The sequence below is a fragment of the Streptomyces crystallinus genome, from assembly GCF_039521265.1.
Lineage (GTDB): Bacteria > Actinomycetota > Actinomycetes > Streptomycetales > Streptomycetaceae > Streptomyces > Streptomyces crystallinus.
Genome location: NZ_BAAACA010000035.1, coordinates 39173 through 51513 on the forward strand (window position 1 = coordinate 39173; position 12341 = coordinate 51513).

At 72.6% G+C, this 12341-nt stretch carries 9 protein-coding genes; all 9 read left to right on the forward strand.

Translation table 11 applies throughout. The features are described from left to right. Positions 1–49 precede the first annotated feature (49 nt). On the forward strand, positions 50–1396 hold the full coding sequence (locus ABD236_RS24360) for an ABC transporter substrate-binding protein (protein ID WP_344076764.1): 1347 nt from the start codon (positions 50–52) through the stop codon (positions 1394–1396). Positions 1397–1427: 31 nt separating this feature from the next. Next, positions 1428–2369 (forward strand): carbohydrate ABC transporter permease, encoded by a 942-nt coding sequence (locus ABD236_RS24365; RefSeq protein WP_344076768.1) that lies wholly within the window; start codon positions 1428–1430, stop codon positions 2367–2369. Between the two features lie 13 nt (positions 2370–2382). Continuing rightward, positions 2383–3264, forward strand: a complete 882-nt coding sequence (locus ABD236_RS24370) for a carbohydrate ABC transporter permease (protein WP_344077102.1) — start codon at positions 2383–2385, stop codon at positions 3262–3264. A 6-nt stretch (positions 3265–3270) separates the two neighbouring features. After that, positions 3271–4536, forward strand: coding sequence for a 6-phospho-beta-glucosidase (locus ABD236_RS24375; RefSeq protein ID WP_344076770.1), 1266 nt, complete (start codon positions 3271–3273; stop codon positions 4534–4536). Beyond that, entirely contained in the window at positions 4533–5513 is a 981-nt protein-coding gene (locus ABD236_RS24380) for an N-acetylglucosamine kinase (RefSeq protein ID WP_344076772.1), read from the forward strand. Before ABD236_RS24375 ends, ABD236_RS24380 begins: the two co-directional genes overlap by 4 nt. A 278-nt stretch (positions 5514–5791) precedes the next feature. After that, the gene (locus ABD236_RS24385) at positions 5792–7189 is read left to right on the forward strand and encodes a hypothetical protein (RefSeq protein WP_344076774.1); all 1398 of its coding nucleotides are present in this window, start codon (positions 5792–5794) and stop codon (positions 7187–7189) included. 61 nt (positions 7190–7250) lie between these two features. Next, positions 7251–8234 (forward strand): glutamate ABC transporter substrate-binding protein, encoded by a 984-nt coding sequence (locus ABD236_RS24390; protein WP_344076777.1) that lies wholly within the window; start codon positions 7251–7253, stop codon positions 8232–8234. A gap of 58 nt (positions 8235–8292) precedes the next feature. After that, a complete protein-coding gene (locus tag ABD236_RS24395; RefSeq protein ID WP_344076779.1) occupies positions 8293–9621 on the forward strand; it encodes a coiled-coil domain-containing protein in 1329 nt (442 codons plus the stop codon). Between the two features lie 50 nt (positions 9622–9671). Further along, the gene (locus ABD236_RS24400) at positions 9672–12341 is read left to right on the forward strand and encodes a tetratricopeptide repeat protein (protein WP_344077104.1); all 2670 of its coding nucleotides are present in this window, start codon (positions 9672–9674) and stop codon (positions 12339–12341) included.

A 12341-nucleotide genomic window follows, 5' to 3' on the forward strand; every position in this document is an offset into this window, starting at 1 on the left:
CCTCCGTACACCCGCCCCTTCCCCATCCCCTGCCCCGGGAGACTTCACCATGTCCGCACACAGCCCCCGCCGCCGCACGCCGGCCGCCACCCTCGCCGTGACCGCCTCCCTCGCCCTGTTCGCCTCCGCCTGTACGGGCCAGAGCAGCTCCTCCGCCGAGGACGACGCCTCCAAGGAGACGACGATCACCTTCTGGCACGGGTGGAGCGCCCCCGAGGAGGTCAAGTCGATCCAGGCCAACGTGGACGCCTTCCAGAAGGCGCACCCCAACATCCATGTGAAGGTCGTCGGCAACATCAACGACGACAAGATCAACCAGGCGCTGCGCGCGGGCGGTTCGAACGCCCCGGACGTGGTCTCCTCCTTCAGCACCAACAACGTCGGCAAGTTCTGCTCGTCCAAGGCCTTCGTCGACCTCGCCCCCTTCCTGAAGAAGGACGGGATCGACCCCGCGAAGACCTTCCCGAAGGCGATGAACGAGTACACGCAGTTCCAGGGCACCCGCTGCACGCTCCCGCTGCTCGGCGACGCCTACGCGCTCTACTACAACAAGGACGCCTTCAAGGCGGCGGGCATCACCGAACCGCCCAGGACCTGGAGCCAGTTCGCCGCCGACGCCAAGAAGCTGACCAAGGCCAGGGGCGACTCGTACGAGCAGCTCGGGTTCATGCCGGACTACCACGGCTACGAGTCGACGACCGAGCACTACCTCGCGCAGTGGTCGCCCACGTACTTCGACAGCGAGGGCCGGTCGAACATCGCCAAGGACCCGGCCTTCGCCAAGGGGCTCGCCTTCCAGAAGCAGCTGGTGGACGACCTCGGCGGGTTCCAGAAGCTGGAGAAGTTCCGCTCCGGCTTCGGTGACGAGTTCGGCGCCAAGCACCCCTTCCACCTGGGCCAGGTCGCCATGCAGCTGGACGGCGAGTGGCGGCTGGGGATGGCCGAGGACACCAAGCCGAAGTTCGAGATCGGGGTGGCCCCGCTGCCCGTCCCGGACGACCAGGCCGCGAGCTACGGCAAGGGGTACATCACCGGCACCATCGCCGGGATCGCCGCCACCTCCCGCAAGCAGAACGCCGCCTGGGAGCTGGTGAAGTACATGACCACGAACACCGGGGCGGTGGTGGACTTCGCCAACGCCATCCACAACGTGCCCTCCACGCTCGAGGCGCTGAAGTCCCCGAACCTGAAGTACGACCCGCGCTTCAAGACGTTCCTGGACATCGCGCAGAACCCGGCCTCGACCACCAGCCCGGCCTCGGTCAACGGCGGCCAGTACCTGGTCTCGGTCCAGAACCTCGGCTACGACGTCGAGAAGGGCAAGCAGAGCGACATCAAGGCCGGTCTGGAGAAGACCGCCAAGGAGATCGACACCGCCATCGACCAGGCCAAGTAGACCCGGGCCGACGAGCGCCGCGGAGCACTCCATGACCACGTACACACTGCGCGCCAAGCGCCGCCGGGCGGCGCTGCGCACCGCCGCCTTCATGTCCCCCTGGCTGATCGGCTTCGGCGTCTTCTTCGCCTACCCGCTGATCTCCACCGTCTACTTCTCCTTCACCCACTACGACGGCTTCGCCGACCCCACCTTCAACGGGTTCAAGAACTGGTCGTACGTCTTCAACGACTACCCGCTGTTCTGGCCCGCGCTGCGCAACACGCTGTGGCTGGTGGTGGTGATGGTGGCCTGCCGGGTCGTCTTCGGGCTCGGGATCGGGCTGCTGATCACCAAGATCAAGACTGGCACCGGCGTCTTCCGGACGCTCTTCTACCTGCCCTATCTGGCGCCGCCGGTCGCCGCCACGCTCTCCTTCGTCTTCCTGCTCAACCCCGGTACGGGGCCGGTCAACTCGGTCCTGTCCGACCTCGGGATCCCGGCGCCGGACTGGTTCACCGACCCCGCCTGGTCCAAGCCGGCGCTGACCATGCTCGCGGTGTGGGGCGTCGGCGACCTGATGGTGATCTTCATGGCGGCCCTGCTCGACGTGCCCAAGGAGCAGTACGAGGCGGCCGAGCTGGACGGCGCCTCGTCCTGGCAGCGGTTCCGGTTCGTGACGCTGCCGAACATCTCGCCCATCGTGATGTTCGCGGTGGTCACCGGGATCATCCAGACCATGCAGTACTACACCCAGCCGCTGGTGGCCGGAAAGGTCGCCTCGGGGATCATCGGCAGCTCCGGGCAGCAGTTCGAGCCCGGCTACCCGGACAAGTCGACCCTGACCCTGCCGCAGCTGGTGTACAACCTCGGCTTCCAGCGCTTCGACTACGGCTCCGCCTGTGTGGTCGCCCTGGTCCTCTTCGCGCTCTCCATGGCCTTCACCGCTCTGCTGATGCGGCGCCGTGGCGGACTGATCCAGGCAGGTGACTAGGCCGATGGCCGACATGACGTACGCACTGGACGCCCCGGTGGCGACGACCCCGGCGGCCCGCACGGCCCGCCGCAAGGCGCTGCTGCACTGGATCGGCGTACACGCCCTGGGGGTCGCGGCGGCGCTCTTCTTCGTGCTGCCGTTCGTGTTCATCGTGCTCACCTCGCTGATGGACGGCCAGCAGACGCTCACCCGCGACCTGGTCCCCGACCACTGGCAGTGGTCCAACTACAAGACGGTCTGGAACACCCCGGGCTTCTTGACCTGGTGGCGCAACACCCTCGTGTACGCGGGACTCGGCACCGTACTGACCGTGGTGTCCTCGGTCCCCGTCGCCTACGCGCTCGCCAAGTTCCGCTTCCGCGGCCGCAATCTGTCGATGATGCTGGTCATCTCGATGATGATGCTGCCGCCCCAGGTGATCATCATCCCGATGTACCTGTTCTGGGCGAAGCAGCTGGACCTGTCCGGCACCCTCTGGCCGCTGATCGTCCCGATGGCGTTCGGCGACGCGTTCTCGATCTTCCTGCTGCGGCAGTTCCTGATGACCATCCCCAACGAGTACCTGGACGCGGCCAAGGTGGACGGCTGCGGGGAGCTGCGGACCCTGCTGCGGGTCGTGCTGCCGATGGCCAGGCCGGGCATCGCCGCCGTCGCGCTCTTCCAGTTCTTCTACGCCTGGAACGACTACTTCGGGCCGCAGATCTACGCCTCGGAGAACCCGGGTGCCTGGACGCTCAGTTACGGCCTGGAGTCCTTCAAGGGCGCGCACCACACCGACTGGAATCTGACCATGGCCGCGACCGTGCTGGTCATGGCCCCCGTGATCCTCGTGTTCTTCTTCGCGCAGAAGGCGTTCGTCGAGGGTGTCACGCTCACCGGAGTGAAGGGTTAGTCACAGATGAAGCTCACCGTGGTCGGCGGAGGATCGACCTACACCCCCGAACTCATCGACGGATTCGCCCGGCTGCGGGACACGCTGCCCATCGAGGAGCTGGTCCTGGTCGACCCGGCGGCCGGCCGGCTGGACCTGGTCGGCGGGCTGGCCCGGCGCATCTTCGCCAAGCAGGGCCACCCGGGCCGCATCACCACCACCTCCGACCTGGACGCGGGCGTGGAGGACGCCGACGCCGTGCTGCTCCAGCTGCGCGTCGGCGGCCAGGCGGCCCGCGAGAAGGACGAGACCTGGCCGCTGGAGTGCGGCTGCGTGGGCCAGGAGACGACCGGCGCGGGCGGGCTCGCCAAGGCGCTGCGGACCGTGCCGGTGGTCCTGGACATCGCCGAGCGGGTGCGCCGCACCAACCCCGACGCCTGGATCATCGACTTCACCAACCCCGTCGGCATCGTCACGCGCGCGCTGCTCCAGGCCGGCCACAAGGCGGTCGGGCTCTGCAACGTGGCCATCGGCTTCCAGCGCACGTTCGCGCGGCACCTCGGCGTCGCCCCCGGCCAGGTGCACCTGGACCACGTGGGCCTCAACCACCTCACCTGGGAGCTCGGGGTGCGCCTGGGCGGCCCCGACGGGGAGAACGTGCTGCCCAAGCTGCTCGCCGAGCACGGCGACGCGGTGGCGGACGACCTGCGTCTGCCCCGGCAGGTCCTCGACCGGCTCGGCGTCGTGCCTTCGTACTATCTGCGCTACTACTACGCGCACGACGAGGTCGTACGGGAGCTGGGCACGAAGCCCTCGCGCGCGGCGGAAGTCGCCGGAATGGAACGGCAGTTGCTGGAGATGTACGGGGACCCGGCGCTCGACGAGAAGCCGGAGCTGCTGGCGAAGCGCGGCGGCGCCTTCTACTCGGAGGCGGCCGTGGACCTGGCGGCCTCGCTGCTCGGCAACGGCGGCAGCCCGGTGCAGGTGGTCAACACGTACAACAACGGCACCCTGCCCTTCCTCGCCGACGACGCGGTGATCGAGGTGCAGGCGCGAGTGGACGCGGACGGCCCGGTGCCGCTGGCCGTGCCGGAGCTCGACCCGCTGTACGCGGGGCTGATCGCGCACGTCACCGCGTACGAGGACCTGGCGCTGGAGGCCGCGCTGCGCGGCGGCCGCGACCGGGTGTTCCGGGCGCTGCTCGCCCATCCGCTGGTCGGCCAGTACGCGCTGGCGGACGGCCTCACCGACCGGCTGATCGCGCACAACCGGGAGCACCTCGCGTGGGCATGAGCGTGCTGGCGATCGACGCCGGCAACAGCAAGACCGACGTCGCGCTGATCGGCCCGGACGGCACGGTCTCGGGCACCGCCCGCGGCGGCGGGTTCCGGCCGCCCGCCGTGGGCGTCACCGCGGCGGTGGACGCGCTGGCGGACGCGGTGGCCCGGGCCTGGGCCGCGGCCGGCAACAGCGGGCCGGTGGCGGTCGACCACGTCTCGGCGTGTCTGGCCAACGCGGATCTGCCGGTGGAGGAGCGCCAGTTGGCCGAGGCGCTGGCGGCCCGGGGGTGGGGCGGCACGGTCAAGGTGTACAACGACACCTTCGCGATCCTGCGGGCCGGGCTGCCCCCGGGCGCCGAGCCGCGCGGGGTCGCGGTGGTGTGCGGGGCGGGGATCAACTGCGTCGGGATGACACCGGACGGCCGCACCGCCCGCTTCCCGGCGCTCGGCAAGATCTCCGGGGACTGGGGCGGGGGCGGCGGACTGGCCGAGGAGGCCCTGTGGTTCGCCGCGCGGGCCGAGGACGGGCGGGGCGGGCCCACCGCGCTGGCCCGGGCGCTGCCCGAGCACTTCGGGCTGCCGTCCGTGTACGCGCTGATCGAGGCGCTGCACCTGGAGCGGGTGGCGCCCGCCCGCCGCCACGAGCTGGCGCCGGTGCTCTTCGCGGTCGCGGCGGCCGGGGACCCGGTGGCGCGGGCGCTGGTGGACCGGCAGGCCGAGGAGATCGTGGCGCTGGCCGCGGTCGCCCTGGAACGCCTCGGCCTGCGCGACGAGGAGGCGCCGGTGCTGCTCGGCGGCAGCGTGCTGGCCGCCCGCCACCCCCAACTGGACGACGGGGTGCGTACGTTGCTGGCGGCCCGGGCGCCCAAGGCGGTCCCGCTGGTGGTGGCGGCCTCGCCGGTGCTGGGGGCGGGGCTGCTCGGGCTCGACGCGGTGGGAGCGTCGGCGGAGGTGTTCGAGCGGCTGCGGGGACAGTACGTGAGGGGCTGAGGCGGGGCCGGGGGCGGTCCGGGGAGCGGTGCGCGCGCGCCGGCGGCGGGGGGCGCGCACAGGAGCGGGGGGTGGTGCGCGAGGACGCCCGGGAAGCGCCGTCGCATCCGCCCGCGCCGAGGGGAACCGATCCGTGGCCTGCGGCGTATACATGGTGGGGAGGCAGCGGGGGCAGGGGCGAAGCGAGCGGGTAACAAGATCAGGTCAACCCTTGTGTGGTGGCTGGTCCCTGCGTCCATACTGCTGGCCAGGCACTCGGTGACCAAGGGGGAGGTCAAGTGGCACACCCGCCGGGCACAAGCGCACCGCAGGCGCCGCCGACGGCGCCGGCACCACCGGCTTCGGCACACCCGCCCGCCCCCGCCCCGCGCCGGGGCGGCTGGGCCGCGTCCCGGGAGCGGCTGCGCGCCGCCGCGACGACCGAGCCCGGACGGCTGTGGATCATCGGCACGGTGGTCGCGCTGCTGGTCGTGGCGTTCGGCGCGGTGACGGCCTGGGAGGTCTCCGACCGGGCCGCCGCCGCCGACGACGTGGTGAGCCGCAGCCAGCCGCTGAGCGCCGACGCGGCCTCCATCTACCGCTCCCTGGCGGACGCGGACACCGCCGCCGCCAGCGGCTTCCTCGCGGGCGTCAAGGAGTCCCACGACGTCCGCGCGCGGTACGAGTCGGACATCGCCACCGCCTCCCGGCTGCTGGTGAAGGCCGCCGCCAACACCACGGGCGCCTCCGACTCCGGCCGCTCGATAGCGGCGCTCAACGAGCAACTGCCCCGCTACAACGGCCTGATCGAGCAGGCCCGCGCCAACAACCGGCAGGGCTTCCCGGTCGGCGGCGCCTATCTGCGGTACGCGAACCAGCAGATGACCGACCAGCTGCTGCCCGCCGCCCAGCGGCTCTACGAGGCGGAGACCGGCCGACTCTACGAGGACTACGACCAGGCCGAGACCTGGCCGTACGCGGCGCTCGCGGTCGGCGCGGTGGCGCTGGGCGCGCTGTTCTGGGCCCAGCGGCGCCACTATCTGCGCACCAACCGGGTCCTCAACCAGGGGCTGCTGGCCGCCAGCGCGGCCTCCGTGGTGGTGCTGCTGTGGCTGGTCGCGGGGCACGCGGTGGCCGCGGCCGACCTGTCGACCTCGCGCTCGCACGGCCAGGAGTCGCTGAAGGTGCTCAACGACGCCCGCATCAACTCCCTCCAGGCCCGCGCCAACGAGAACCTGACGCTGGTGGCGCGCGGCGCCGTCCTCACCCCGGACGGCAAGGACGACAAGTACGACGCGGACTACAAGACGGAGATGCACGACCTCGTGGCCGGACTCGACTCGGCCGGCAAGCTCGCCGACGACGGAGCTGGGCGCACCCCGGTCGAGGAGGCGCGACGCAGCGTCGCCGAGTGGCAGCAGCGGCACAGCACCGCGCGCGAGACCGACAACAGCGGCAACTACGACGACGCCCTGGAGCAGGTCATCGGCGCCACCGGCTCCACCGGCCAGTCCTTCGACCGGGTCGACGCGGCCCTGGAGGAGGCGATCGGCCACGAGCAGCGCGAGTTCACCCGCGCCGCCTCGGACGGCAAGGGCGCGCTGACCGGGCTTCCGCTGGGCGCCGCGGTGCTCGCGGTGCTGGGCGCGGCGGCCGCGGGCGTCGGCGTCAGCCGCAGGCTCGCGGAGTACAGGTGAGCACCGTGGGATTCAGGGGAACACCGGCCCGAGGGTCACAGCGGTCCCGAAAGGAGGCGCGATGAACAGGAACGGCAGGCTCCGCGGATGGGGCGGCGTCGGCGGGATGGCGCTCGCCTGCGCCGCCGCGGCCTCCCTGCTCGTCCCGCTGGCACGGCACGAGGCGGGCGGGGACGGCGCGCGCACCGGCGGCCCCGGCATCGCCCAGGGCGTCCAGGCCAAGGCCGACACCTGCAAGGACCCCGAGGCGAGCCTGCCGCCGTCGGGCGAGGACGGGCCCAGCATCGCGGCGATCAAGAAGCGCGGCAAGCTGATCGCGGGCGTCGACCAGAACAGCTTCCGCTGGGGCTACCGCAACCTGGCGAACGGCCGGCTCGAAGGGTTCGACATCGAGCTGGTGCGGGCGATCGCCCAGAACATCCTGGGCGACCCGGACGCGGTCATCTACCGCGCCATCCCCACCAGCCAGCGCATCCCCGCCCTGCAGAACAAGCAGGTCGACGTCGTCGCGCGGACGATGACCATCAACTGCAAGCGGATCGGCCAGGTCGCCTTCTCCTCGGCGTACTTCAAGGCGGGCCAGCAGGTGCTCGCCCCCAAGGGATCGAAGATCACCGGCCTCGACTCCTCCCTGAAGGGCAAGAAGGTCTGCGTGGCGGCCGGCTCGACCGCGTACGACGCCCTGGAGAAGAACGCGTACGGCGCCGTGTACAAGACCAAGGACCTGACCGTGCCCAACCAGCTGGACTGCCTGGTGCGCCTCCAGCTCGGCCAGGCCGACGCGGTGGTCACGGACAGCGCGCTGGCCGCGAGCCAGGCCGCCCAGGACCCGACGGTGAAGCTCATGGGCGACCCCGTCACCGAGGAGTACTACGGAGTGGCCACCAACCTGGAGAACACCGATCTGGTCCGCCGGATCAACCAGGTCCTGGTGGACTACCGCGCCGGTGGCGACAACAGCCCGTGGATGAAGGCCTACCGCACCTGGCTGGCCGCCGACCTGCCCGGGATATCCGGCCCGCCCGAGCCCAAGTACCGTTCATAGGACCCGGCTTGACCCGGCCGGCACGACCGCAGAGCAACGCAGAGCAGAGAGGTGATCGATGGGCGCGGGATCCTTCCCCGGCTCCTCCTCGGGGAGGCCCGTCCGGCCGGTGCTCGACCGGGACGAGGTGGACCGTGCGCTGACCCGGCTCGACGCCGAGCACGAGGCCATCGAGACCTCGCTGCTCGCGCTCCAGGACCACGCGGGCCGACGCCTCCTGGAGGGCGCCGAGCTGACCGGGGTCACCCGGGAGCGCTGGGCCTCCGCCGAGCAGTCGATCACCTTGCTGTGGGCGTACTTCGACGCGTACAAGGAGGCCCTGGACAGCGCCCGTGAGCTGCGCGAGCGGCGCCGCTGGCCGTCCCGCGAGGACCTGGTGGAGCTGACCGAACGGCTGCGCGGCGAGTCGGTGACGGTCGCCGGGGCGGCCACCCAGGCCGCCACGCTGACGGGGCCCGCCCGGCTGACCGAGCGGTTCACCCTGGAGCAGCTGGTGAACCGGATGAACGAGCTGTACGCGCGCTCGCTCGACCTGGTCGTGGCCGCCGACGCGGTGTGGTCGGCGCTGCCCGCGCGGATAGACCTGCTCGCGGCCGAGCTGCACCGCACCCGGGGTCTGGCCCACTCGGTGGGCGTGCGCCCCGGGGAGCACCCGGCCGGCGACGACCTGGAGTCGATCACCGAGGAGCTGGTGGCGCTGCGCGCGCAGGTGGTGTCGGACCCGCTGGCGTTCTGGGTGCCCGCGCCGGGCAGCTCCGCGCCGGGCGGCGGGCGCCCGGACACCGAGCGCTACGACCGGGCCGCCCGCGCCCTGGAGGACGTCCGCCGGGAGATCGACGCGGTGCTGACGGTCCGCCAGGACGCCGAGCAGCGGCTGCTGCGGCTGCGGGACGTGCTCTCCCGGGCGGACCGCACCCTGACCGAGGCGCGGGCGGCGCGCGGCGAGGTGCTGGCGAAGATCGCCGCGTCCGAGGTGCCCGCGGTGAGCGGCCCGCCGACCGCGCTCCAGGAGCGCCTGGCGGCCGCCGCCGAGTACCGCAGGCACGCCCAGTGGCACCGCCTCTCCCCGCTCCTGGAGTCGCTGGAGCAGGAGGCGGAGGACGAACTGCTGCGCGCGCGTGAGTCGCTGACGGCGGTCACCGCGCCGCTGGCGGTCCGCGCGGAGCTGCGCGGCAGGCTCGACGCGTACAAGGCGAAGGTCGCCCGGCACGGCATGGCCGAGGACCCGCTGCTCATCGAACGGTACGACGCGGCGCGCCGGATGCTCTGGTCCGCGCCCTGCGATCTGCGGGTCGCCGAGGAGGCGGTGCTGCGGTACCAGCGGGCGGCGGCGGAGGTACTGGTTCCGCGGCAGCCCGGGCCCGTCGACCAGAGGGGGGAATCGTGAGCGAGCAGAAGAAGTGCCAGCGCCCCGGCTGCCCGGGCTCCTACGAGGACATGGGCGGCGGTGAGCTGTACTGCGACACCTGCGGGCTGGCCCCGGTGGTGTCGGTGAACGGCAGCATCTCCTCCCCGGCGACCGGGGTCGCCGCGGGGGCCCGCAAGGACAGCGGCTCCTCGTCGGCCGGGTCCGCCCGCTCCGGGCGCTCCTCCGCCTCGTCCCGCTCCTCGCGCTCCTCCACGTCCCGGCGCTCGGTCTCGGGCCGCCTCTCGCGCTCGCTGACCGGCTCGGGCAGCGCCCGCTCGGTCTCGGTGCGCAGCTCGGGCCCGTCGACCGGCACCTCCGCGCGCAGCAGACTCGGGGCGGGCCTGGTCACCGTGCCGGGAGTGCCGCGCCCCAACCCGGCGACGGCCGTGATGGAGCACCCGGAGGTGCCCGAGCGGAAGCGTTTCTGCTCGCGTTCGGACTGCGGGGCGCCGGTCGGCCGCTCGCGCGGGGAGCGGGCCGGGCGCACCGAGGGCTTCTGCACCAAGTGCGGCCATCCGTACTCGTTCGTGCCCAAGCTGCACCCGGGCGACATCGTGCACGGCCAGTACGAGGTGGTGGGCTGTCTGGCGCACGGCGGCCTCGGCTGGGTCTACCTCGCCGTGGACCGCGCGGTCTCGGACCGCTGGGTGGTCCTCAAGGGCCTGCTCGACACCGGCGACCAGGACGCGATGGCGGCCGCGATCTCCGAGCGCCGCTTCCTCGCCGAGATCGAGCACTCCAACATCGTGCGCATCTACAACTTCGTCGAGCACCTCGACCAGCGCACCGGCTCCATGGACGGCTACATCGTCATGGAGTACGTGGGCGGCAAGTCGCTCAAGGAGATCGCCAACGAGCGGCGCGGCCCGGCCGGCAAGCGCGACCCGCTCCCGGTCGAGCAGGCCTGTGCGTACGGCATCGAGGCCCTGGAGGCGCTCGGCCATCTGCACAGCCGCAATCTGCTCTACTGCGACTTCAAGGTCGACAACGCGATCCAGACCGAGGACCAGCTGAAGCTGATCGACATGGGCGCGGTGCGCCGGATGGACGACGACGAGTCGGCCATCTACGGCACCGTCGGCTACCAGGCGCCCGAGGTCGCCGAGTCGGGGCCCTCGGTCGCCTCCGACCTGTACACGGTGGCGCGCACGCTGGCCGTGCTCACCTTCGACTTCCAGGGCTACACCAACGTCTTCGCCGACAGCCTGCCGGACCCGGAGCACATCGAGGTCTTCCGGACGTACGAGTCGTTCTACCGGCTCCTGGTGCGCGCCACCGACCCGGACCCCGCGCGCCGGTTCGCCTCCGCGCAGGAGATGGCCGAGCAGCTGACCGGCGTGCTCCGCGAGGTCGTGGCGATCCAGACCGGCCGCCCGCGCCCGGCCCTGTCGACCCTGTTCGGGACCGAACTGCGGGTCACCGACACCTTGTTGTTCGCGGAGCTCACCGGCGAGGTGTCGGCGCTCGGGGCCCGGGCGGTGCCGCGCGGCCGGTGGGCGCGCGGGCGCAAGGTGTCCACCGGCCCCAGCGGCTCGCCGGGCGCCGCCTCCGCGCTGGTGTACACGGGCGCGGGCGCCGTGCCCGTCGCCGTGGCCGGGCCCACCGTGACCGCCGCGCCGCACCCGGCCCCCGGCACCGGCGCCGCGGTGCCGGGCAGCACGCCCGCGCCGACCGCCGTGGTGCCCGCGCCCCGCGTCGGCGGCGCCCTCGACCCGTACGGCGCGCGAGAGCAGGGCGACGGCTATCTGCGCCCGCTCGACGCGCCCGCCACCGCGCTGGCGCTGCCGGTGCCGCACGTGGACCCGGGCGACCCCAACGCCGGTTTCCTGGCGGGCCTGATGGGCGCCGCGCCCGCCGAGCTCATCGCCGCGCTGCGCACCGCGCCCGCCAACTCCGTGGAGAAGCGGCTGCGCGAGCTGCGCGCCCGCCTCGACCTGGGCGAGCTGGTCTCGGCGGCCAGGGGCCTGGAGTCCCTGGAGGCCGACCACCCCGACGACTGGCGGGTCGTCTGGTACCGGGGCGTGGCCTCGCTCGTCTCCGGCGACCACGAGAACGCCGCGCTCTCCTTCGACGCGGTCTACGACGCCTTCCCGGGCGAGCCGACGCCCAAGCTGGCGCTCGGCGTGTGCGCGGAGGTACTGGGGCAGCTGGACAACGCCGCCGAGTACTACCGGCTGGTGTGGACGACCGACCCGAGTTACGTCAGCGCCGCGTTCGGGCTGGCCCGGGTGCAGCTGGCGGCGGGCGACCGCACGGCGGCCGTGAGCACGCTGGAGTCGGTGCCGGAGGCCTCGATCCACTACACGGCGGCCCGGGTCGCCGCCGTGCGGGCGAGGCTGCGCAGGCGCTCCCCGGGCGACGCGCTCCTGCCCGACCTGCGGGCCGCCGCCGACCAGGTGGACGCGCTCCAGCACCTCGGCCTGGACGCGGTGCGGCGCGAGCGGCTGGCCACCGAGGTCCTCGGCACCGCGCTCGACTGGGTACTCTCCGAAAGCCCGGGCGGGCCCGGCAAGGACGGGCGGAGCCCGGGCGGCGCGGGCGGCGGGGCCATACTGCTGGGCAGCGAGCTGGACGAACGGGGCCTGCGGTTCGGCCTGGAGCGTTCGTACCGGGTGCTCGCCCGGCTCGCCACAAGCGGCGAGGAGCGGATCGAACTGGTGGAGCGGGCCAACCGTTTCCGCCCCCGGACGTGGGTGTGA

Bases quoted from the DNA above. Each gene is read 5' to 3' on its own strand.
- ABD236_RS24360 (WP_344076764.1), top strand. From the start codon at position 50: ATGTCCGCACACAGCCCCCGCCGCCGCACGCCGGCCGCCACCCTCGCC.
- ABD236_RS24365 (WP_344076768.1), top strand. From the start codon at position 1,428: ATGACCACGTACACACTGCGCGCCAAGCGCCGCCGGGCGGCGCTGCGC.
- ABD236_RS24370 (WP_344077102.1), top strand. From the start codon at position 2,383: ATGACGTACGCACTGGACGCCCCGGTGGCGACGACCCCGGCGGCCCGC.
- ABD236_RS24375 (WP_344076770.1), top strand. From the start codon at position 3,271: ATGAAGCTCACCGTGGTCGGCGGAGGATCGACCTACACCCCCGAACTC.
- ABD236_RS24380 (WP_344076772.1), top strand. From the start codon at position 4,533: ATGAGCGTGCTGGCGATCGACGCCGGCAACAGCAAGACCGACGTCGCG.
- ABD236_RS24390 (WP_344076777.1), top strand. From the start codon at position 7,251: ATGAACAGGAACGGCAGGCTCCGCGGATGGGGCGGCGTCGGCGGGATG.
- ABD236_RS24395 (WP_344076779.1), top strand. From the start codon at position 8,293: ATGGGCGCGGGATCCTTCCCCGGCTCCTCCTCGGGGAGGCCCGTCCGG.
- ABD236_RS24400 (WP_344077104.1), top strand. From the start codon at position 9,672: ATGGGCGGCGGTGAGCTGTACTGCGACACCTGCGGGCTGGCCCCGGTG.